The sequence below is a fragment of the Streptomyces sp. NPDC016640 genome, from assembly GCF_043076215.1.
Taxonomy (GTDB): domain Bacteria; phylum Actinomycetota; class Actinomycetes; order Streptomycetales; family Streptomycetaceae; genus Streptomyces.
Map to the genome: position 1 here is coordinate 156409 of NZ_JBIBRG010000013.1, position 21519 is coordinate 177927.

Below are 21519 nucleotides of genomic sequence, written 5' to 3' on the forward strand. Positions count from 1 at the left end.
GCCGCGGGGCGCGTTCAATCCCGACCGGTGGTCACCGGCGGTCACCGGTCGTGCCCGGTGCGTCGTGACCGTGATGCGGAATCTTGGCTTCAGCGAATCTGCACAGCGAATACCCAACCCGGTCACCGGAGCCGGGGTTCGTCCACAGGCCGGCGGACCGGGTCACGCCTTTGGGGCCGGTGTGCCGGATTCCGGTCCGGGGGCGCAAGCGACCGGCCGAACCGATGCGGTGGGGCATGTGAAGAAGTAGCCCCCGAGCCGTGCCCTCGCCTGCACGCTTGGACGCCCGCTGGACGCAAGTTGCCTGGTGAGAAGGTTGGTTGATTGGAAGCGCGGACCCGCGGCGTGCTTTGATCCATCGCACCGCAGGGCCGTTCCGGGCTCCCGGCGACGGGCGCCCGGCGCCCGCGGTCGCGGCCTTCATCTCCCCGGAGGGGGCCGCTCCCCCCTGGTGAAATTCCATACGAAGGGAAGCTCCATCATGAACTCCACCCCCCAGGTCGAGACCGTCGAGATCTCCGACGCCGACCTCGACAACGTCTCCGGCGGCCTGTCCGTGAACACCGTGAACACCCTCACCGGCGCGGTGGACGGCATCGTCCCCGTCTCCGGCGTGGTCGGCACGGTCGTCGGCACCGTCGAGGGTGCCACCGGCCTGAGCACCGCCCCGGTCACCAACCTGGTCGCCGGTCTCTGATCGAGCCCCCGCGTCACGGAGTCCCGGAGCCGCACCCCGGCTCCGGGACTCCGTGGTGCCCCGGCGGTCCCCGACCCATGTCCCCCAGCTCACCCAGGTGAGGGAAGAACCGTGCAGTTCCGCCAACAGGCCGTCGCCAAACTCCGGTCGCCCGAGGAACTCGACCTCCCGGTGCGCTTCGCCCGGCCCCAGGGCTGGCTGGTGCTGTCCGTGACGGTGATCGCGATGGCCGCCGCCTCGGTGTGGGCGGTGACCGGATCGGTGGCCTCGACGGTCGACGCGCCCGCCGTCCTCACGTACGGGCAGGGCAGCTACGTCCTGCAGAGCCCCGTCGCCGGCCAGGTCACCGCCGTGCTCGCGAAGGAGGGCGAGCGGCTGCCCGCCGGCTCCTCCGTCCTGAAGGTGCGCACCGAACAGGGCGACACCGTCGTACGCACCCTGGACGCGGGCCGGATCACCGCGCTCACCGCCGGCGTCGGGCAGATCATCGGCACCGGCGCGAACGTCGCCGCCGTGGAGAAGGTCGCCCACGCGAAGGCCCCGCTGTACGCGACCGTGTACGTCCCCGCCGAGAGCGCCGCCGGCATCCCCGCCCACGCCTCCGTCGATCTGACCGTGCAGTCGGTGCCGAGCCAGGAGTACGGCGTGCTGCACGGCGAGGTGAGATCCGTGGACCGCTCGGCCCAGTCCGCCCAGCGGATCGCCGCGTTCCTCGGTGACAGCCGGCTCGGCGAGCAGTTCACCGAGAAGGGCAGGCCGGTGGCCGTCACGGTGGAGCTGGAGAAGTCGTCCACCACCGAGAGCGGTTACGCGTGGTCCTCCGCGGACGGTCCGCCGTTCCGGCTCACCTCGATGACCCCGGCCACGGGTTCGATCCGGCTGGCCGACCGGCGTCCCGTCGACTGGCTGCTGCCGTGACCACCGCCCAGGAGACGCGCGGCCGGCGCCGCGCCGCCCCGCCCAAGCGCAAGGTGCCCACGCCCCGGGCCAAGACCGTCCGTACGCCCACCGTGCTCCAGATGGAGGCCGTGGAGTGCGGCGCCGCCTCCCTCGCCATGGTGCTCGGCCACTACGGCCGCCATGTCCCGCTGGAGGAACTGCGGATCGCCTGCGGTGTCTCGCGGGACGGCTCGCGCGCCGGCAACCTGCTGAAGGCGGCCCGGAGTTACGGGCTGACCGCCAAGGGCATGCAGATGGATCTGGCCGCCCTCGCCGAGGTGACGGCTCCGGCCATCCTGTTCTGGGAGTTCAACCACTACGTCGTCTACGACGGCATGGGCCGCCGGTTCGGCCGCCGCGGGGTGTACATCAACGACCCCGGCAAGGGGCGGCGGTTCGTCCCCCTGGAGGAGTTCGACGGCAGCTTCACCGGTGTCGTCCTGGTCATGGAGCCCGGCGCGGACTTCACCCGCGGCGGCCGCAGGCCGGGCGTGCTCGGTGCGATGCCGGCCCGGCTGCGCGGCACCGCGGGCACCATGCCCGCCGTGGTGCTGTCGAGCCTGCTGCTGGTGGCGGTCGGCGCGGCCGTGCCCGGCCTCAGCCGGACCTACATCGACGAGTTCCTGATCGGCGGCCGGACCTCGATGCTGGGCGTGCTGTTCACGTCGATGGGCGCGTGCGTGCTGCTCACGCTCGTGCTGACCTGGCTCCAGCAGACGAATCTGCTGCGCGGCCGGCTGATCTCCTCCACCCTGTCCAGCGCCCGCTTCCTGAGCCATCTGCTGCGGCTGCCGGTGACGTTCTTCTCCCAGCGCAGCCCGGCCGACCTGGTGCAGCGGCTGCAGTCCAACGACGCGGTGGCCGAGACGCTGGCCCGCGACCTGTCGGCGGCGGGCGTGGACGTCGTGGTGGTCGTGCTGTACGCGGTGCTGCTGTACACGTACGACCCCCAGCTGACCTTCGTGGGCATCGGTGTGGCGCTGCTGAACATCGTGGCGATGCGGATCGTCGTCCGGCTGCGTGCCACCCGTACGGCGAAACTGCGCGCGGACACCGCGCGGCTCACCAACACGGCGTACACCGGGCTGCAGTTGATCGAGACGCTGAAGGCGACCGGCGGGGAGGACGGCTACTTCCGCAAATGGGCCGGGCAGCACGCCACCACCCTGGAGGAGCAGCAGCGGCTCGGTGTGCCGAGCGCCTGGCTCGGTGTGGTGGCGCCGACGCTCGCCACGCTCAACAGCGCGCTGATCCTGTGGATCGGTGGCATGCGGGCGGTCGAAGGCCACATCTCGGTCGGCCTGCTGGTCGCCTTCCAGGCGCTGGTGACCCGGTTCACCGCCCCGCTGACCCGGCTCAACGGCGTCGCGGGCCGGATCCAGGACTTCGCCGCGGACGTGGCCCGGCTGAAGGACGTGGAGGCCTTCGAGGCGGACCCGCTCCACGGCCGTCCCGGCTCCGGCGAATCGACCCGCCGCCTGCACGGGCACGTCGAGCTGCAGAACCTCTCCTTCGGCTACAGCCCGCTGGACAAGCCGCTGCTGACCGGGTTCGACCTGACCGTCGGGCCCGGCCAGCAGGTGGCGCTGGTGGGCGGCTCCGGCAGCGGCAAGTCGACGGTGTCCCGGCTGATCTCGGGTCTGTACGCGCCGTGGGAGGGCGTGATCCGGATCGACGGGCAGCGCATCGAGGACATCCCGCGCGGCGCGCTGGCCGCCTCCGTCTCCTTCGTCGACCAGGACGTGTTCCTGTTCGAGGGCACCGTCCGCGACAACGTGGCGCTGTGGGACCCGTCGGTCCCGGACGAGGCCGTGGTGGAGGCGCTCAAGGACGCGGCGCTGTACGACGTGATCGTGCGCCGGCCGGGTGGCATCCACAGCCCGGTCGAGCAGGACGGCCGGAACTTCTCCGGCGGTCAGCGCCAGCGCCTGGAGATCGCGCGGGCGCTGGTGCGCCGGCCGAGCATCCTGGTGCTCGACGAGGTGACCAGCGCGCTGGACGCCGAGACGGAGCTGGTGGTGATGGACAACCTGCGCCGGCGGGGCTGCGCGTGCGTGGTGATCGCGCACCGGCTGAGCACGGTGCGCGACAGCGACGAGATCGTCGTCCTGGACCACGGCACGGTCGTGGAGCGCGGACGGCACGAGGAGCTGGTGGCGCGCGGCGGCGCGTACGCGGCGCTGGTCAGGGAGCGATGAGATGACAGCCGTGCACGAGGGACCGGGCGGCGACCTCGTCCTGGGCGCGCTCGGGTCGCTGGGCACGCCGATCGACTGCGCCGGTCTCACCCGCCTGGACCTTCAGGGACCGCAGGTGCTGTGGCTGATCGTGTCCGGCGCCGTGGACCTGTTCGCGGTCGACGCCGAGCAGCAGGGCCACTGGCATCATCTGGGCCGGCTGGAGGCGGGCTCCCTGGTGCTGGGCCCGGTGGCCGGTCCGGCCCACACGCTGGTGGCGCGTCCGCTGCGGGACTGCGTGGTGCACCGCATCGGGCTGCGCGAGCTGTACCAGCAGGCCGGCACCCAGACCTGGTCCTACGACGAGTACGGCAACCCGCAGTACGTGCCGCCGACGACGAGCCCGCTGGAGTACGCGCTCGCGCTCGGCGTGGGCCGCGCTCTGTCGGTGCTGTTCCAGGCGCCGATGGCCACGGACCGGGCTGCCGCGCCCTCCGACGACGACGTGTTCTGGATGCAGGTCCCGCCGGGCAGCGTGCAGTACGGCTCGCTGTACGGCGTGGAGGCGGCGGCCGACCTGCTGATGGATCCGGCGCTGTGGCAGAGCATGGTCGACCAGCAGTACCGGCTGATGACGACGCTGGACCGGTGGATCGAGCAGCTGGAACACACCCACGAGACGCGGACCGCCGAAGGCATCAAGGCCGGTGAGGCGGTGCGGGCCCGGGCCGACCGGACGCTGCTGGCCGCCATCGGCACACGGCCGGGCCGGCGCACGACGGCCGCGGACGCCGACGCCACGTACGCGGCGTGCAAGCTGGTCGCGCGGGCGGCCGGGATCCCGCTCGCCGCGCCCACGCAGTCCGGCACCGGCGGGGACCGGCTCGACCCGGTCGAGCAGGTCGCCCTGGCGTCCCGGGTCCGCACCCGTGCCGTACGGCTGTCCGGCCGCTGGTGGCGGGACGACGTCGGTCCGCTGGTGGGTCACCGGGCCCTGTCCGGTGTCCCGGTGGCGCTGCTGTGGCGGCGCGGCGGGTATGTGGCGGTGCATCCCTCGACCGGGAGGGAGACACCGGTCGGGAAGGCGAACGCCGAGGAGTTCGAGCCCCGCGCGGTGATGTTCTACCGCCCGCTGCCCGAGCGGCGGCTGGGCCCTCTGAGGCTGCTGAGGTTCTGCATGACGGGGACACGCGGCGATCTGACCGGTCTGCTGCTGAGCGGTCTGGTGACGGTGGCGATCGGGGCCCTGGTGCCCCTCGCCACCGGCAAGGTGCTCGGTGAGTTCGTGCCGAGGGCGCAGACCGGGCTGATCGCGCAGGCGTGTCTCGCGGTGATCCTGAGCAGTGTGGTGGCCGCCGCCTTCATGCTGCTGCAGAACCTCACCCTGCTGCGGCTGGAGGGCCGGGTGGAGGCGACGCTCCAGCCGGCGGTGTGGGACAGGCTGCTGCGGCTGCCGACGAAGTTCTTCACCGAGCGTTCGACCGGTGAGCTGGCGAGCGCGGCCATGGGGATCAGCGCGATCCGCCGGCTGCTGGCCGGGGTCGGTCCCACGGTGGCCCAGTCGGTCACCGTGGGCGCCATGAACCTGGGACTGCTGCTGTGGTTCAGCGTGCCGATGGCACTGGCCGCGATCGGGATGCTGGTCGTCGTCGCGGGGGTGTTCCTGGGGCTCGGACTGTGGCAGGTGCGCTGGCAGCGACGCCTGGTGGTGCTCACCAACAAGCTGAACAACCAGGCCTTCCAGACCCTGCGCGGGCTGCCGAAGCTGCGGGTGGCGGCGGCGGAGAACTACGCGTACGCCGCCTGGGCGTCCGAGTTCGCCCGCAGCCGTGAGCTCCAGCAGGGGGCCGGCCGCATCAAGAACCTGACGGCGGTGCTGGGCGCGGTCTACCTGCCGCTGTGCACCCTGGTGATGTTCGTGCTGCTGGCCGGGCCGGCCCGCGGCTCGATGACGGCGGCGGAGTTCCTCGCCTTCAACACGTCGGTGACGATGGTGCTGACCTCGGTCACCCAGCTGACCGGCGCGTTCGTCTCGGGGGTCGCCGCGCTGCCGCTGTTCGAGCAGATCAGGCCGGTGCTGGACGCCGTGCCCGAGGTGCGTTCGGCGAGCACCCGGCCGGGCCCGCTGTCCGGGGCGATCGAGGCCCGGCGGCTGTCCTTCCGCTACTCCGACGACGGTCCGCTGGTCCTCGACGACGTCTCCTTCGAGGCGCGGCCGGGCGAGTTCGTGGCGGTCGTCGGCCCGAGCGGCTGCGGCAAGTCCACGCTGCTGCGGCTGCTCATCGGCTTCGACAAGCCCGCGTCCGGCAGTGTGCTCTACGACGGCCAGGACCTGGCCGCCCTGGACCGGTCGGCGGTGCGCCGCCAGTGCGGAGTGGTGCTCCAGCACGCCCAGCCGTTCACCGGCTCCATCCTGGACGTCATCCGCGGATCCGAGCCGTACACGCCGGAGGAGGCGATGGCGGCGGCGGAGATGGCGGGGCTGGCCGAGGACATCGGACGGATGCCGATGGGGCTGCACACCCTCGTCTCGGGCAGCGGCGCGGTCTCCGGCGGCCAGCGGCAGCGGCTGATGATCGCCCAGGCGCTGATCCGCCGGCCGCGGATCCTCTTCTTCGACGAGGCGACCAGCGCCCTGGACAACGAGACGCAGCGCACGGTGATCGAGAGCACCAAGGCCCTGGAGGCGACCCGGATCGTCATCGCGCACCGGCTGTCGACAGTGCTGGACGCGGACCGGGTGGTGGTGATGGAGGACGGCAAGGTGGTGCAGCAGGGTCCCCCGGCCCGGCTGCTCGCCGACACCACCGGGCGGCTGCACGAGCTGGTGCGGCGGCAGATGGCGTGAGGTGGCGGCCCCGCGGAAGGTCAACGGGAGGTTGCCTTCCGGTCACGCCTGCGACTCGTCTTCGCCGTTCACCGCGGCCCGGCCGTTGGCCGGCGCGGTGAACGGGTACGCACGGTCCATGCGAACCAGCGTGATGGATGTCGGATCGAAGACCGTCAGACTCGTCGTGTCGGACACGGAGGGCGGGGCTCCGCTCCCGGTGCACACGGCCAAGTGGCCGCTCCGGCTGTCCGAACAGGTCACACCGGGCGCTCCGATCCCGGAGCGGGCCGTGGAGGACCTGGTGGACGCCGTGGCGGCGGCGAACGACACCGCCGCCCGCTGGGGCGCGTCCGGCCCGCTGGCCTTCGCGACCACCGTGGTGCGCACCGCCCCCAACCGCCAGGAGGTGCTGGGCACGGTCCGGGCGCGGACCGGCGTCGCCCTGTGCACCCTGCCGGGCGACGTCGAGGCCGAGCTCACGTTCCTCGCGGCGCGCCGCTGGATGGGCTGGCGCTCCGGGCCGCTGGCCCTGCTGGACATCGGCGGGGGCTCGCTGGAGGCCGCCTTCGGACGCGGCCGGCTGCCCGACTTCGCGGCCTCGCTGCCGCTGGGGGCGGCCCGGCTCACCCACGAGTACTTCGTGGACCACGACCCTCCCTCCCCGGAGCAGGTGCGGGCGCTGCGGCGCAGGGTGCGGCACCAGCTGCGGGACGTGGCGGCCCGGATCCGCTGGGAGGGGCCCCGCACCGCGGTCGCCACCTCCCGTACCTTCCAGCAGCTGGGACGACTGTGCGGGGCCGCGCCCGGGCGGCACGGACCGTTCGTGGAGCGGCAGCTGTCCAGCGCCGACCTGCGAGGGGCGATCGACCGGCTGGCGGCCCTGCCCGCCGCCGAACGGGCCCGGCTGCCCGGCATCTCCGCCCCGCGTTCCGTGCAGAGCCTGGCGGGCGCGGTCGTGGCACACACGGCCATGAAGCTGACCGGGCTGCGGACGGTGACCATCTGTCCCTGGGCGCTGCGCGAGGGGGTGCTGCTGCGCCACATCGAGGACGGCCCGTCCTGGTGGGCGGAGGTCACCCGCCTCAACGAGGAGGAGACGGCCGGAGCCGGAGCCGGCCCCGTACCCCTGCGCGTCGCCACCCCGCACGGCTGACCCGCGCGTACGGCGAACGCAGACCCCGTGTCCGGGCACGACGGGCGCGGGGAGCCGGGACGGCCGTCGAGGAGGTGGCGCGCGGGACCGAGGAGGCCGGACGCGGCGCCCAGGACCCCGGCGAGCGCCGCCACCGGGGTGAGGCGGCCGACGCCATCGCCCCGGACACGGAAGGCCCGGGAGCAGGCCTCGGGAGAGCAGGCCCCGTCCTCCTACTGCGGCGGCGGTCCCAGCGGGCGCTCCGCCAGGGCCCGGGCGACACCCAGCAGGTTGGCGGCCATCGCGCGGCCGGTCCTGCGGGACCAGTCGTGGCCGCTGCCGCCCTCGAGGAAGCTGGGACCGGGGCCGGGGCCCTGGTTCCAGTAGGTCCACGCCTGGCCCGGGATGGTGTAGCCGATGTCCTGCAGACCGCCGGTGATCTCGCTGATCACATGGTGGGCGCCGTCCTCGTTGCCGGTGACGACGACGCCCGCGACCCGGTTGTAGGCCACCGGCCGGCCCTCGTCGTCCGTCTCGGAGAGCATGGCGTCCATCCGTTCGAGGACCCTCTTGGCGACCGACGACGGCTGGCCGAGCCAGGTGGGCGAGGCGATGACCAGGATCTCGGAGGCGAGGATCCGCGCGTGGACGTCCGGCCAGGCGTCCCCCTCGTACACGGCCTCGCTGACCACTCCCGGAGCGAGGTCGAGGTCCACCGCGCGGACGACATCGACCTCCACGCCGTCCTTCTCCAGCTGTGCGGTGACGGTCCGGAACAGCGCCTCGGTGTTGGAGGTCTCCGGTGACTTCTTGAGCGTGCAGTTGATCACGAGTGCTCTCATGCCGGTAAGGGGTACCCTCCGGCCCACCCGGTGCCACGCGGACGTGGGGTGCGCGTACGCCGTCCGGGTACCCGTGCCGCATGAAGAACCCCAGCGAGGAACCCCAGCTTCCCGCACCGCGCGGCCCCCTCAGCACGGCCGTGGCGGAGTACCTGCGGGACTCCGGCCCCCTGCCGTCCGACGAGGAGGCCGCCGCCGCCCCCGTGTACGGCGACGACCTCCAGCTCGCCCTGTACCTCTGTTACGAGCTGCACTACCGCGGGTTCGCGGGCGTGCGGCCGGAACTGGAATGGGACCCCGGACTGCTGCGCACCCGCGCCGCCCTGGAGCAGCGCTTCCTCGCCGCGCTCCGCGCGGACGCCCGGCGTCACGACGGCCTCGACGACGCGCTCGCCGGGATCCTGGTGGAGCCGGTGGACGGCACCGGGGTCAGCCACTTCCTGCGCGACAAGGGCGAGCTGTGGCATCTGCGCGAGTACGCCGCCCAGCGGTCCCTGTACCACCTCAAGGAGGCCGATCCGCACGCCTGGGTGCTGCCCCGGCTGTGGGGGCGGGCCAAGGCGGCGATGGCGGCGGTGGAGTTCGACGAGTACGGGGGCGGCCGGGCCGACCGGGTGCACGCGCGGCTGTTCGCCGACCTGATGGCGGATCTGGGCCTGGACACGTCGTACGGCCGCCATCTGGACGCGGCCTGCGCCGAGCTCCTGGTCACGGTGAACCTCATGTCGCTCTTCGGGCTGCACCGTTCCCTCAGGGGTGCCCTGGTGGGCCACTTCGCCGCGGTCGAGATCACCTCGTCCCCCGGGTCGCGGCGGCTCGCCGAGGCGATGCGCCGGACGGGCGCGGGGCCCGCCGCCGTGCACTTCTACGACGAGCACGTGGAGGCGGACGCCGTGCACGAACAGGTGGTGCGCCAGGACGTGATCGGCGGCCTGCTGGAGGTGGAGCCGCATCTCGAGGCCGACATCGCCTTCGGCATCGACGCCACGGTGTTCGTCGAGGACCGGCTCGGTGACCGGCTGCTCGCCGACTGGCAGGCGGGCCGGTCCTCCCTGCGGACACCGTTGGCCCAGGAGTTCACCCCCTGAACACGGGGGTACCCGGTGATCTGTGAAATCGCTGGCACCACCGGGCGTCTACGCCCCTCAGGAAGACACCGAGCTGCTGGCCGGTGCCCTGTCGGAGGAACCGCTGCCACCGGGCGCGGACGTCCTCGACGTGGGCACCGGTTCCGGGGCCCTGGCCGTGGCGGCCGCCCGGCGCGGCGCCCGCGTGACCGCGGTCGACGTCTCGCGGCGCGCGGTGTGCGCGGCGCGGCTGAACGCGCTGCGGGCGGGGGTCGCCGTCCGCGTCCGGCGCGGGAACCTGTTCGATCCGGTGCGGGGCGGGTCCTTCGATCTGGTCCTCGCCAACCCCCCGTACATTCCGGCGCCCGGGGGCCACGGGCCGCCACGCGGCGCGGCCCGCGCCTGGGACGCCGGCGGCGACGGGCGGCTCGTGCTGGACCGGATCTGCCGGGAGGCCCCCGCGCTGCTGCGGCCCGGCGGTGTGCTGCTGCTCGTGCAGTCGGCGCTCAGCGGCCCCGAGCTGACGCTCGGCCGTCTGCGGGACTCCGGTCTGAAGGCCGCGGTGACCCGGCGCCGCCGTATCGCGTTCGGTCCGGTGCTGCGGAGCAGGGAGCACTGGCTGCGCGAGCGGGGGCTGCTGCCCGCGACGGAGAACCTGGAAGAACTGGTGGTGGTCCGTGCCGAACTCCCCGTCTGACACCCCGCGACGCGTGACCGTCCGGCGCAAGGGGCCGCTGCTGGTCGAGGGGCCGGTGGAGGTGGAGCTGGAGGACGGCACGATCGTGTCCTCCGACCGCTTCCGGGTGGCGCTGTGCACCTGCCGCCGCAGCCGGCGCTACCCCTGGTGCGACACCAGCCACCGGGACCGGGAGTGAGCCGGGCCCCTGACCGGGGCACGGCGCCGTGAAGCCCGGAGGCCGGCGGGCGGCCCCACTCCGCCCGCCGGCCTCCTTGTGCGGGACCGCACGTTCCGCGGGAGGGCTCGCACTCCCCAACTCCGCGAGCCGCCGCGCGGTCACGGGACCGTGCGGTCCCGGTCTCAGAACGCGAAGACGCTCGAACCGTGAGCGTTCATCACGCACGTGTTGGAGAAGACGCGCTCGTAGGAGAGGCGCTGTCCCTGCCACACCCCGTGGACGGTGACGACCACGGGGTCGTACTCCTTGGTGCAGAAGACGCCCTCGTCCATCGTCAGGGCGTCCAGGTCCCCGGCGACGTCGTTCAGGTCCGCGCAGGCCGAAGCGGCGGCCGGGTGGGTTCCCGAGGGGCCGGGGGCGCAGCCGAGGGTGACCGCGCGTTCCGGCGCGACGGTCACCGCGCTGTCGCCGTGGCCCAGCGTGAGCACCAGGGCCGAGGGGGCGTAGAGCGCGGACGGGGCATCGTTCCCGGTGGCCGACGCCACCCCGGTCAGGGGTGCGCAGACGGCTGCGGCCGTGAGGCCGAGGGTGGTGGCCCAGCGCGCGGTGTTCCGCATTGTGTGCATCCTTCCGCTCGTGTGACGAGTCGCCGGCTCGTGCTCGGTCGGTGCCGAACCGGCGAGCGGGAGTCTGCCGAGTCCACGGCGGAAACACACGTCGACCATGCGGATTTCAGTAACCTTGCGTATTGAATCAGTGGCGCGAAGTGACAGCGCCGACGGGGTCGGACCCGGTAACGGGAGGGCCTCCGCATATGCGAAGTGGCCAGATGACCGAAAACCCACCGCTCCGCAATCGGCCTGAAACATTCCGATTCTGTTGTCGCGAGGCCGTTCGACGACTTCTTGTGTTCATGAAGTGCACGAGTGGCCGTCGATCCCCGGACTCCGGCCACCGAGGGGACGAGCCCGTCGCCGACGGCGGGCGCACGGCATCGGGCGGGCGCACGGCACCGTCGGTGGCGTTTGCCGCGGTCCCGCCACGACCCGGTCCGGGGGGCCGGTGCCCGGTCCGGCAGCGGGGACCCGCGTCCAGGACGTCGTGGGCGAGGTGGAGCGTCCCGGTCCGCCCGGGGCCGTCCTCGCCGGGCACGGCTGCCCGGGCGTCCTCGTGGGACAGCGGCCGGTGCCCGGAACTGGACGCACCCGCGCGTCCTCGCCAGGATGCGTCGGGACGGCACGGCCCGACGAGGAGAGGCGGGGACGGATGGCCAGGCACTGGGCCGACTTCCAGTACGAGATCTACCTGAACGGCATGACGGGTGCCGTGCCCCGGCTGCCCACCGATCTGACCCGCCTCGAGGAGCTGACCGAGCAGCGCCTCGGCCCTGGTCCGGTCGGCTACGTGGCGGGCGGCGCGGGGGACGGCAGCACCGCGCGCGCCAACCGGGCCGCGCTGGAACGCCGTCGCATCGTGCCGCGGATGCTGCGGGACGTGCACGAACGTGATCTGTCGGTGGAGGTGCTGGGCCGTACGCTGCCGGCACCGCTGGCGCTGGCGCCGGTCGGAGTGCTGTCCATCATGCATCCGCAGGCCGAGTCCGCCGCCGCCCGGGCGGCCGCCGCACAGGGCGTGCCGTTCGTCCTGTCCTCCGCCTCGAGCACGCCGATGGAGCAGGTCGCGGAGGCGATGGGCGAGGCGGAGCGCTGGTTCCAGCTGTACTGGCCGAAGGACGTCGAGGTGGCCCGGAGCTTCCTGAACCGGGCGAGGGCCGCCGGATACCGGGCGCTCTTCGTCACCCTGGACACTCCCCTGCTGTCCTGGCGGCCGCGCGACCTCGACCAGGCGTATCTGCCGTTCCTGCGCGGGGTGGGTACCGCCAACTACTTCTCCGACCCGGCCTTCCGGGCGGGACTGGCCAAGCCGGTGCACGAGGACCCCGACGCGGCCGTGATGCACTTCTTCGGCATGTTCTCCGATCCCGCCAAGTCCTGGCCGGATCTGGCGTTCCTGCGGGAGAACTGGGACGGCCCGATCGTGCTCAAGGGCGTGCTCCATCCCGACGACGCCCGTCTCGCGGCCGACGCCGGGATGGACGGCGTGGTGGTGTCCAACCACGGCGGCCGTCAGGTGGCCGGGGCGATCGCGGCGGCGGACGCGCTGCCCGGCGTGGCGGCGGCCGTCGGCGACCGCCTCACCGTGCTGTTCGACAGCGGTGTCCGCACCGGCGACGACGTTTTCAAGGCCCTGGCCCTGGGCGCCCGGGCGGTACTGCTGGGGCGCCCCTACGTCTACGGGCTCGGACTCGACGGCCGGGCGGGGGTGGAACACGTGATCCGCTGTCTGCTGGCCGAGCTCGACCTCACCCTCGCCCTGTCGGGCCACGCCACACCGGCCACCGTCGGTCCCGGCGACCTCGTCACGACGACCGCCTGACCCGGCCGGGACGGGCGGCCCTCCCGGCCGGCTCCCCGCCCCGGCCGCGCGCGCTCACGTCACCGGCTCGGCCAGCGCCGCGTGCCGGGCCTGCGGGGTCCGCGTCCGGCTGATGGACAGCGAGCCCTCGGCCGGACGCACCGGTTCGGCCGCCCACCGCTGGTTCACGCTGCGGTCGCGCACCGTGACGACGATGTCGGCGTTCACGTCGGGGGTGGACGGGGCGAGGGCCAGCTGTTCGTCCCGGCGGGGCAGCAACTCCCCCTGGACGGTGAGGTCGTAGCGCACGTCGTCGCCCCGCCGGTCACCGGCGTCGGCGCAGGTGCCGAGGACGACGACACCGGCGTCCTTGTGCGAGTCCAGGCACAGACCGGGGTCGGCCACGCTGCGCAGCAGCCCGTCGTCCTCGTACGTCCACTGCTGGGTCCACGCCGAGGAGCACCCGGCCAGGCGTGTGCCGGAGCCGTCCAGGGGCTCGCCCCGGGTGTCGAGGCAGAGACCGGAGGCGACGTTGCGCAGCCGGGTCCGCCCCGGTGCCGTGGGCAGACCCGCGGCACCGGGCGGGGACGCGGACGGCACGGCCGCGCGGCCGTCCGCCGTGCCGGTGGCGCCCGTCGGGTCGGTCCCGCCGCCGTCCGGGGTGGCGGACCCGGCGATGAGCACGCTGACCAGCACCCCCGCCGAGACGGCGCCGAGGCCGGTGAGCAGGGTCCTGGTGGAGCGCACCGGGTCCGGGAGCCCGATGCCCGCCAGACGGCCGGGGACGGGGATGCGGGACAGCACGCGGTACCGGCCGCTGCCGGAGTGCCCGTCTCCGCCCCGGCGCCGGCGCCGGGTGGCACGGCCTCCGCGCGGCCCGGACGCCGAGCGCCCCGGACGCGAGTCGAGATAGCGCCTGGCCCCCCAGCCGAGCACCGCCTCGGCGATCAGCGCGCCCAGGGCGCCCTCGAAATGGGCGAGTTGTTCCGCCGCGTGCCGGCAGTGACGGCACTCCGACAGATGCCGGCGGACATCCGGCAGCAGGCCCCCGCCCCGCCGGATGGGGACGTCGAGGAGACGGTTGTGGAAACGGCAGTCCTTGGTCGGCGCCAGTTGCTGATGGGCCTGGAGACAACCCTGACGGAATTTTTCCCGTGCCTGTTCGAGAGCCCCCGACGCGACGTCGGGATCCATGCCGAGCAGTCCTGCCGGCACGGAAATGGGCTCGGCCTCGACCTCCACGTGCCAGAGCAGACAGCGCGCGAGTGCGGGCAGGGACCGGAATGCCCGCTGAGCGAGTACGCGGTTTTCCGGGGTCATGGTCGTCGCCGCGCGCATGCCGCGTCCGCCGGCCGGTTTCTGCAGCGCCGGCAGAACTCCGGATATCCGGTCGTCGGCGGCCCACTCACGGACCGTGTCCCGCACTCCCACCAGCAGCGTCGGCCGGAGCGCTACGGCCGGTTCACCGGCGGAGACGCGGTCCAGGACCCGGTGCAGGGCGGCCGCGGTGACCATGGCGGCGGTCTGTCCCGACGAGGCGAGGCAGACGGCGGCGTAGTCCTGCATGGACGGCCAGTGCCGCGCCGTCAGCAGCGCGACGGAGTGAGCGGCCTCGCCCTCCGGACGGCCCCGCAGCCGGGCGGCGAGGGACTCGTCGGATTCCCCCGGGTCCCCGCCGGGCGGCGGATACGGAGGTCGAGGGGGGTGGGGGGTGTGCACTGAGATGGTTCCTTCCCACAGCGCATGTGCCATTCGAGCGTTTGCGACGCCGAAAAGGAGCCCGATCGGTGCATACCTCTTTGGCGTGGCACGGGGGGTGCGAATTCACCGTCGGCGAATCGGACCCGGTTCATCAACTCGCGTGCGCTCCCGGCCTCTGCCCCCCGCACGGGTGGCTCACTCTCGCACAACCCGTCCGGGGCCAACAAGGCGCCTGGTCAGGATCCGCCCATTGACGGAAAGCCAGAAAGGGAAGGCGGTGCGCGCCCCTCCTCCCGGCTTTCGGCCCCGGTTTCGGCGGGGTTCGCGGCCGGGACGGCGCGAGGGGTGTCCGGCGCCGCCCGGCGGGTGCTCAGATCTGCCAGGAGCGCAGCCGGTCGGCCGCGCCGTAGACGTCGACCTCGCCGGCGATCAGATCACGGGCCAGGTCGACCAGGGCGCCGTAGGGCGGGTCGATCCCGACCCCGCTGACGAACATGTAGGCCACCGCGGTGGCACAGGCGAACCGGGCGTTGGCCGAGGGCAGGGGCCGCAGGACGGCCAGGGTGTGCAGCAGCGCGGCCGCCCGCCAGGCCGGATCGGAGTCGACCCCGAGCCGGGGCGGGTCGACCCGGTGGCGGGCGACGGCGGCGACCAGGGCGGAGAAGTCGTTGACGGTGGGCTGGTCCGGAAGGACCTCCTCGTGGCGCTGGAGCAGCCAGGGCACGTCGATGTGCAGCACGGGTGGCATCGGTCAGGCGGCCCGCCCCGCGCCCTTGGCGGAGGGTTCGTCGTCCGGGAAGGCGGCGGCGAACTCGTCGACGTGCGAGGCGAAGAACCGGCGGAAGGCTTCCGCGCCCTCCTGCAGGGCGCGGTGGCGGGCTATGTCCGCCGCGGCCGCCTCCCGCACGAGCGCCTTCATGGACGTACCGCGCTCCTTGGCGATCTGGCGCAGGTCCTCGAGCTCGCGGTCGCTGAACTCCACGTTGAGAGCTGGCATGACCTTACGATACCGCTGGGGTACTCACGCGTAAATACGCCCAGCTCAGTGGGCATACCGCGGGGTACCGGCGAAGATCTCGAAGCCGGGCCGACGCCAGGACGCAGCTCCCGTCCGCCTCTCGCCGCCGTCGTTCCCCGGTCCGCTCGTGAGCGGACCGGGGAACGCGTGGGGCACGGGCCGGCGGCCGTTCGGCCGCCGGTCCGGCGGGGCGGTCCCTCAGCCCTGGTCCGCCACGAAGGAGGCCATGCGGGTCAGGGCGGCGTTCCAGTTGATGGTGTGTTCGTTGGTGGACCAGGACTGGATGTCGTCGATGAAGCAGAACTGGCCGGTGCAGCCCTGGAGCTTCGACTGGGCGAAGGGGTCCTGGATGCTGGAGTTGGGCCCGCCGGAGAGCGTGCCGGCGGGCGGGTTCGGCAGGCTCGGGTCGAGCTGCCTGGCGTACCAACGGCTGTGCTGGTTGTGCGCGTTGACCTCGCCGTAGCCGGTGACGTACGAGATGTTCAGGGCGTTGCGGCCCAGCAGGTAGTCCATGCTCTGCAGCGCGCCGTCACGGTACTTGGCGGCGCCGGTGAGGTCGTAGGCGGCTGCGAGGACGACCGCGTTGTTGAGGACCTGGTGGCTGGAGCCCCAGTCGTAGACGTTGCCGGCCGGCGCGTACGGCATGCCGTACGGGTGGGCCTTCAGCGTGGCCAGATAGCCGTCGGCGCCCTGGACCACGGAACGGCGCACCCGGTCCCGGCCGGGCAGCCCGTTCGGCACCGTCGCGAGGTCGAGCCGGCCGGCCGCGGCGGTGCGCGACCAGTCGAAGCCGAGCGGGCCGAAGATGCCGGCGGTGTGCACCGGGGAGTCCAGGATGTGCTCCTGGAACTGCCGCTCCCCCGTGGTGATGTACAGCTCGGCCGCCGCCCAGTAGAACTCGTCGGTCACGGTGTCGTCCGGGTAGGCGCCGCCACCGATGCCGTCGTCCGGGTCGGCCAGCACGTCCGGGTGGGCGAGGGCCGCCGTCCAGGCCTTGCGGGCCGCCGCCAGGGTCCTGGCCGCGAACTCCTGGTCGTAGGGGCGGTACAGCCGTGCCGCCTGGGCGGCCGTGGCCGCGAGGTTCAGGGTGGCGGCGGTGGTCGGCGGGTGGAGTTCCCGCTTCTGCGGGTCGTCGCTCGGCAGCAGCGGCAGCCCGGTCCACTGCTCGTCGTGGATCTTGTGGTGGGCCATGCCGGCCAGCGGCTCGCCCTCGGGGACCTGCATCTTCAGCAGGAACTCCAGCTCCCAGCGGGCCTCGTCGAGGATGTCCGGGACCTTGTTGCCGCTCTCCGGGATGTTCAGCGTGCCGTCACCGAGCTTGTCCGCCTCGCCGGTGCGGGCGTGCCGGGCGCGTTCGTAGGTGCTGAGCACCTCCCAGGTGCTGATGCCCCCGTTGACGACGTACTTGCCGTGGTCGCCGGCGTCGTACCAGCCGCCGGTGACATCGAGGGTGTAGTCGCAGACGCCCGGCCGGCAGGGCACGTCGCCGTCGCCCCGGTTGGGCGCCACGTCCACGTGTCCGGCCGGGCGGCCGTAGCCGGGGCGCAGGTCCTCGCGGATGCCGATGCCGCTGCGCTGGGTGTAGTAGTACTTCGCCGAGTCCAGCCGCAGCCGCTCGTACGCGCTCGCGTCGATGTCGAAGGGCCGGCTGGTCTCCCCGTCCGCGACCAGGGTGTAGCCCGTCCCGCGGGTGCGGTGGGCACCGAAGTCGACGGAGTGGACGTTCTCCCCGGAGGAGCCGTCGACGCCGCGCGGCACGGTCCAGCCCTGCCGGACCACCCGGCCGTCGGCGTCCTTCAGCTGCCAGGGCAGCCGCTCGGTGGCGTCGGTGACCAGGGTGGCGTTCTTCGGCCCGGCGGGCAGGTAGCCGACCTGGTTGACGCGGACCCGGGGCCCGGTGTCGGGTTCGTACGGTTCGGGGGCGACGCCGCCCAGCAGGGACACGTCGTCCACGCAGAACCGCCAGGGGTCCGCGCTGCCGCCGAGCTGGAAGCCGACCTGGCCCTGTGCGGTGTCCACGGGTGAGGTGAAGGTGTAGGAGTAGGTGTCACCGGAGACGCCGAGCTGCGGGGACACTTCGTAGTAGGTGTCGTACGGCTCCGCCGACAGGCCGACGATCGCCCGCACGACATGTCCCGCGGGCGAGCCGGTGGCGCTGAAGGAGAAGCGGTACGACTCCCCCTTCACCAGGGTGATGTCGTTCTGGCCGACAGCCGCGTCCCAGCGGTTGGCGGTGCCGCCGGGGACGTCGGCGCACAGGCGGCCGTCGGAGGCGCCCGCGGTGACGCCGGGGGAGGCCCACCAGGGGTCGGTGCCGGTGTCGAAGGTCCCGTTGCGGACCTGCTCGACCTCGTCCGCCCCGGCCGGCGCGGCGGGCAGGGCGGTGAGCGCGGTCGCCAGGAGGCCGGTCAGGCACAGCAGAGCGGTTCTGCGTCTGTTCACGTCTGGGCTCCTCTTGGGGAGGTGCGGGGTGATGTGAGCGGATTTTGGGAGCGCTCCCATTTCCGTACGCAGAACATGGTTGTGGCAGCTGTGACAGTCCGTCAACGGTTGGGACAAGACTGGTGGGGCCGCCCGGCTCCGGTCGGCGCGCCCGCCCCGCGCGGCCTCGGCCGCCCGTGCCGGGCGCGGGGCGGAGCGGGTTCGCGGTCGCGCCGGGCCCCGACCCACTAGGCTGGAACCCAGGCGATACACCGGTTAACGGTGAGTGTGCGCGATGGAGTGGCGACGATGAGGCCGGACGACCCGTTCGACGATGCCGTGACGGCCCGGGCCGTCATCGCGCCCGACGGCACACTCGCGCGGTGGAGCGAGGGCGCGCGCCTGCTGCTGGGTCACCTGGCCGAGGAGGTCGTCGGCCACCCGGCCGCCGGCCTGCTGGCCGACGGTGCGGGACCCTCCCGGCTCCCGGCCGCCCGCTGGAGCGGCACCCTCGCGCTGCGGCACCGTGACGGCGGCACCGTCACGGCGTGGGTGCTCGCCCACCACAGACAGCCGGCGGACGGCGGCCCCGGTGACTGGCTCGCCGTCACCCCGCTGGAGGCCACGGACCACGAACTGCCCGACGACCCGCTGGTCCGGACGGCCGTGTTCCAGTCGCCGTGCGCCGCGATGGTCTTCGACGAGGGGTTGCGGCTGCGCGGGGTCAACGACGCCATGGCCCACCTCCTCGGGCTGCCGGCCGGCCACCTGCGGGGACTCAGGCCCACCGACATCGGCGGCCGGCCGCAGCACACCGAGCTCGAGCGACAGCTGCGCCAGGTGCTGCGCACCGGCCGGCCGGCCGAGATGCAGACGTACATGAAGGCGACCGGCGAGAGCCGCGCGCACGCCTGGCTGGCCCGGCTCGCGCCGCTCGCCGACCGGTCCGGCCGGGTGCGGGGCGTGTGCGCGACGGCGCACGACTTCACCGAGCAGTTCCGGGCGCGCGAGCGGCTGCAGCTGGTCAACGAGGCCAGCATGCGCATCGGCACCACCCTGGACGTCACCCGTACGGCGCAGGAGCTGGCGGAGGTGTGCGTGCCCGCGCTCGCCGACTTCGTCAGCGTGGACCTGCTGGAGCCGGAGGAGCCCGGGGGCGAGCCCACCGGGCCGCTGACCACGCCGGTCTCGCTGCGCCGGGTCGCCCACCAGTCCCTCACCCCCGGCAGCCCCGAGGCGGTCGCCGAGGTGGGCGAGGTGGTCGTCTACCCGACGGCCGCGCCGCAGGCCGACTCGCTGATGGCCGGCCACAGCGTCGTCGCCTCGGTGCCCTCCGGCGATCTCGATCCGTGGCTCGCGGTCGACGAGGCCCGGGCCCGGCAGGTGCGGGAGTACGGCGTGCACTCCATGCTGTCCGTCCCGCTCCAGGCGCGCGGCGTCACCCTCGGTGTCGCCGCCTTCACCCGCCACAGCCACCCCGAGTCGTTCACCCACGACGACGTGCTGCTGGCCGAGGACCTCACCGCGCGGGCCGCCGTCTGCATCGACAACGCCCGCCGGTACTCCCGCGAGCGCGAGACCACCCTGGCGCTCCAGCGGAGTCTGCTCCCCCGCGCACTGCCGCGCACGGCCGCCGTGGAGGCGGCCACCCGCTATCTGCCGGCCGCGCGCTCCGGAGTGGGCGGCGACTGGTTCGACGTGATCCCGCTGTCCGGCATGCGGGTGGCCATGGTGGTCGGGGACGTCGTCGGCCAGGGCATCCAGGCCTCCGCGACCATGGGCCGGCTGCGCACCGCGGTGCGCACCCTCGCCGACATCGACCTGGCCCCCGACGAACTGCTCACCCACCTCGACGACCTGGTCGTGCACCTGTCGCACGAATCGTCCGGCGACGCCGGTTCCGGCGAGGTCGGCGCGACCTGCCTGTACGCGGTCTACGACCCGGTGTCACGGCGCTGCACCCTGTCCCGGGCGGGGCATCCCGCACCGGTCCTGATTCCGCCCGGCGGCCCGGCCAGGTACCTCGACCTGCCCTCCGGGCCGCCGCTGGGCCTGGGCGGGCTGCCCTTCGAGTCGGCCGAGCTGGAGCTGCCCGAGGGCACGGTGCTGGCGTTCTACACCGACGGACTCGTCGAGTCCCGCGGGCGGGACACCGAGGCGGGTCGGGCCCTGCTCCGCGAGGCGCTGGCGGGTGCCGCCGGTCCGCTCGACGAGACCTGCGACCGCGTGCTGCACACCGTACTGGCACCGGGCGGCGCGACGGACGACGTGGCCCTGCTGCTGGCCCGCACCCACGGGCTGCCGTCCGCGCAGGTCGCCACCTGGGACATCCCCGCGGACCCGGCGCTGGTCGCCCCCGTCCGCAAGCAGGTCGTCGACCAGCTGGCCGCGTGGGCGCTGACCGAGGCGTCGTTCACCGCGGAACTGGTGGTGAGCGAGCTGGTCACCAACGCGATCCGGTACGGGACCCCGCCCATCCGGCTGCGGCTGATCCATGACGCCGCGACGCTGATCTGCGAGGTGTCCGACACCAGTCACACGGCCCCGCACCTGCGGCGGGTCAAGACCTGGGACGAGGGCGGCCGGGGTCTGCTGCTGGTCGCCCAGCTCACCCAGCGCTGGGGCAGCAGGCACACGGCCGACGGCAAGACCATCTGGTCGGAACTGACCCTGTCGGACGAGATGTGAGTGGGGTGAACCATGACGAGCAGGTCACGGCGGACAACGGCGTCGGTGGTGGCGGCGCTGGCCGTTCTGGGCGCGCTGACCTCCTGCGGTACGCGGGGCGGCACCGCGGACGCCTCTCCACGGCCCCCGGCGTCCGCCGGCCGGACGGCCGCGGACTCGCCGGGCGGCGCCGTGCGCAGCGGCACCGTCGCGGGTGACGTCACCGCTTCCCCGAGCGACCGGGCCCCGACGGCCACCGGGCGCACGGACCGCCCGGGGGCACGGTGCCGCACCCCCGAGCTGAGCGCCGCCGTCGGCCGTATGGATCCCGGGGCGGGGCAGCGCAACTTCCCCGTCGTGCTGACCAACGTCTCCTCCCGCGCCTGCACCCTGTACGGCTATCCGGGCGCCGCCTTCGTGGACGCGGCCGGCGAGCGGCTGGGACCGGACCCCCGGCGCGCCCCCGGCGACGCGGCGACCGTCACCCTGGCGCCCGGCGAGAGCGCCTGGGCGGGGCTGCGGTATGCGAGTCCCGGCGTCAGCGGCGCCCGAACCGCCGTCCCGGCGGCTCTCCTCGTCACCCCACCGGATGAGCGGGTCCCGCTGCGGGTGCCGTGGAAGGCCGGCGAGGTCCCGGTGTCCGGCAACGCCTCGTCGGTGTTCCTCGGCGTGCTGGAGCCGGGCAGCGGTCCCTGACCCCGCGGCCCTCCCCCAGCGGCCGGCGGCCGGGTGCGGGACCGTGTCCCGGTGGAGCGG

General features: G+C 73.6%; 17 protein-coding genes. 11 read left to right on the forward strand and 6 right to left on the reverse strand.

What is annotated here, in order from left to right; translation table 11 throughout:
• Positions 1-481 precede the first annotated feature (481 nt).
• The 5 genes from ACF07S_RS25235 to ACF07S_RS25255 all read left to right on the forward strand — a co-directional run bounded on the left by ACF07S_RS25235 (position 482) and on the right by ACF07S_RS25255 (position 7796).
• A complete protein-coding gene (locus tag ACF07S_RS25235; protein WP_391975178.1) occupies positions 482-697 on the forward strand; it encodes a type A2 lantipeptide in 216 nt (71 codons plus the stop codon).
• Positions 698-808: 111 nt separating this feature from the next.
• Entirely contained in the window at positions 809-1615 is an 807-nt protein-coding gene (locus ACF07S_RS25240; protein WP_391975179.1) for an HlyD family efflux transporter periplasmic adaptor subunit, read from the forward strand.
• Positions 1612-3834: an NHLP family bacteriocin export ABC transporter peptidase/permease/ATPase subunit gene (locus ACF07S_RS25245; protein WP_391975180.1), complete on the forward strand. Its 2223-nt coding sequence runs from the start codon at positions 1612-1614 to the stop codon at positions 3832-3834. Before ACF07S_RS25240 ends, ACF07S_RS25245 begins: the two co-directional genes overlap by 4 nt.
• Position 3835: 1 nt before the next feature.
• Positions 3836-6661 (forward strand): NHLP bacteriocin export ABC transporter permease/ATPase subunit, encoded by a 2826-nt coding sequence (locus ACF07S_RS25250; RefSeq protein WP_391975181.1) that lies wholly within the window; start codon positions 3836-3838, stop codon positions 6659-6661.
• 118 nt (positions 6662-6779) lie between these two features.
• The gene (locus tag ACF07S_RS25255) at positions 6780-7796 is read left to right on the forward strand and encodes a Ppx/GppA family phosphatase (RefSeq protein WP_391975182.1); all 1017 of its coding nucleotides are present in this window, start codon (positions 6780-6782) and stop codon (positions 7794-7796) included.
• Between the two features lie 212 nt (positions 7797-8008).
• On the opposite strand, the gene ACF07S_RS25260 is transcribed toward ACF07S_RS25255, so the two are convergent.
• The gene (locus tag ACF07S_RS25260; RefSeq protein ID WP_391963184.1) at positions 8009-8617 is read right to left on the reverse strand and encodes a flavodoxin family protein; all 609 of its coding nucleotides are present in this window, start codon (positions 8615-8617) and stop codon (positions 8009-8011) included.
• Positions 8618-8697: 80 nt separating this feature from the next.
• On the opposite strand from ACF07S_RS25260, the gene ACF07S_RS25265 reads away from it, so the two are divergent.
• From ACF07S_RS25265 to ACF07S_RS25275, 3 genes are read left to right on the forward strand one after another with little or no spacing between them, the layout of a single operon-like run.
• Positions 8698-9705: an iron-containing redox enzyme family protein gene (locus tag ACF07S_RS25265; RefSeq protein WP_391963185.1), complete on the forward strand. Its 1008-nt coding sequence runs from the start codon at positions 8698-8700 to the stop codon at positions 9703-9705.
• Between the two features lie 22 nt (positions 9706-9727).
• Positions 9728-10381: a HemK2/MTQ2 family protein methyltransferase gene (locus ACF07S_RS25270; protein ID WP_391975183.1), complete on the forward strand. Its 654-nt coding sequence runs from the start codon at positions 9728-9730 to the stop codon at positions 10379-10381.
• Entirely contained in the window at positions 10362-10559 is a 198-nt protein-coding gene (locus tag ACF07S_RS25275; RefSeq protein ID WP_391963187.1) for a CDGSH iron-sulfur domain-containing protein, read from the forward strand. The genes ACF07S_RS25270 and ACF07S_RS25275 overlap by 20 nt, the downstream gene beginning before the upstream one ends.
• 164 nt (positions 10560-10723) lie before the next feature.
• Here ACF07S_RS25275 and ACF07S_RS25280 read toward each other — a convergent pair whose 3' ends face one another.
• Positions 10724-11158 (reverse strand): subtilase-type protease inhibitor, encoded by a 435-nt coding sequence (locus tag ACF07S_RS25280; protein WP_391963188.1) that lies wholly within the window; start codon positions 11156-11158, stop codon positions 10724-10726.
• Between the two features lie 649 nt (positions 11159-11807).
• Here ACF07S_RS25280 and ACF07S_RS25285 point away from each other — a divergent pair.
• Positions 11808-12977, forward strand: coding sequence for a lactate 2-monooxygenase (locus tag ACF07S_RS25285; protein ID WP_391963189.1), 1170 nt, complete (start codon positions 11808-11810; stop codon positions 12975-12977).
• A gap of 54 nt (positions 12978-13031) precedes the next feature.
• Here ACF07S_RS25285 and ACF07S_RS25290 read toward each other — a convergent pair whose 3' ends face one another.
• The 4 genes from ACF07S_RS25290 to ACF07S_RS25305 all read right to left on the reverse strand — a co-directional run bounded on the left by ACF07S_RS25290 (position 13032) and on the right by ACF07S_RS25305 (position 18117).
• Positions 13032-14675, reverse strand: coding sequence for an RICIN domain-containing protein (locus ACF07S_RS25290; RefSeq protein ID WP_391975184.1), 1644 nt, complete (start codon positions 14673-14675; stop codon positions 13032-13034).
• Between the two features lie 352 nt (positions 14676-15027).
• Positions 15028-15405 (reverse strand): toxin Doc, encoded by a 378-nt coding sequence (locus ACF07S_RS25295; protein WP_391963191.1) that lies wholly within the window; start codon positions 15403-15405, stop codon positions 15028-15030.
• A 3-nt stretch (positions 15406-15408) separates the two neighbouring features.
• Positions 15409-15654, reverse strand: a complete 246-nt coding sequence (locus ACF07S_RS25300) for a hypothetical protein (protein ID WP_391963192.1) — start codon at positions 15652-15654, stop codon at positions 15409-15411.
• A gap of 219 nt (positions 15655-15873) precedes the next feature.
• The gene (locus ACF07S_RS25305) at positions 15874-18117 is read right to left on the reverse strand and encodes a glycoside hydrolase family 9 protein (protein WP_391975185.1); all 2244 of its coding nucleotides are present in this window, start codon (positions 18115-18117) and stop codon (positions 15874-15876) included.
• A 288-nt stretch (positions 18118-18405) separates the two neighbouring features.
• Between ACF07S_RS25305 and ACF07S_RS25310 the strand changes: the two genes are divergently transcribed.
• The gene (locus tag ACF07S_RS25310) at positions 18406-20784 is read left to right on the forward strand and encodes a SpoIIE family protein phosphatase (RefSeq protein WP_391975186.1); all 2379 of its coding nucleotides are present in this window, start codon (positions 18406-18408) and stop codon (positions 20782-20784) included.
• A gap of 12 nt (positions 20785-20796) precedes the next feature.
• The gene (locus ACF07S_RS25315; RefSeq protein ID WP_391963195.1) at positions 20797-21459 is read left to right on the forward strand and encodes a DUF4232 domain-containing protein; all 663 of its coding nucleotides are present in this window, start codon (positions 20797-20799) and stop codon (positions 21457-21459) included.
• Positions 21460-21519 lie beyond the last annotated feature (60 nt).

What these genes read in the sequence shown, in the direction of transcription:
- ACF07S_RS25265 (WP_391963185.1), top strand. Translation starts at nt 8,698, where the DNA reads ATGAAGAACCCCAGCGAGGAACCCCAGCTTCCCGCACCGCGCGGCCCC.
- ACF07S_RS25250 (WP_391975181.1), top strand. Translation starts at nt 3,836, where the DNA reads ATGACAGCCGTGCACGAGGGACCGGGCGGCGACCTCGTCCTGGGCGCG.
- ACF07S_RS25285 (WP_391963189.1), top strand. Translation starts at nt 11,808, where the DNA reads ATGGCCAGGCACTGGGCCGACTTCCAGTACGAGATCTACCTGAACGGC.
- ACF07S_RS25260 (WP_391963184.1), bottom strand. Translation starts at nt 8,617, where the DNA reads ATGAGAGCACTCGTGATCAACTGCACGCTCAAGAAGTCACCGGAGACC.
- ACF07S_RS25300 (WP_391963192.1), bottom strand. Translation starts at nt 15,654, where the DNA reads ATGCCAGCTCTCAACGTGGAGTTCAGCGACCGCGAGCTCGAGGACCTG.
- ACF07S_RS25295 (WP_391963191.1), bottom strand. Translation starts at nt 15,405, where the DNA reads ATGCCACCCGTGCTGCACATCGACGTGCCCTGGCTGCTCCAGCGCCAC.
- ACF07S_RS25255 (WP_391975182.1), top strand. Translation starts at nt 6,780, where the DNA reads ATGCGAACCAGCGTGATGGATGTCGGATCGAAGACCGTCAGACTCGTC.
- ACF07S_RS25235 (WP_391975178.1), top strand. Translation starts at nt 482, where the DNA reads ATGAACTCCACCCCCCAGGTCGAGACCGTCGAGATCTCCGACGCCGAC.
- ACF07S_RS25315 (WP_391963195.1), top strand. Translation starts at nt 20,797, where the DNA reads ATGACGAGCAGGTCACGGCGGACAACGGCGTCGGTGGTGGCGGCGCTG.
- ACF07S_RS25310 (WP_391975186.1), top strand. Translation starts at nt 18,406, where the DNA reads ATGAGGCCGGACGACCCGTTCGACGATGCCGTGACGGCCCGGGCCGTC.
- ACF07S_RS25280 (WP_391963188.1), bottom strand. Translation starts at nt 11,158, where the DNA reads ATGCGGAACACCGCGCGCTGGGCCACCACCCTCGGCCTCACGGCCGCA.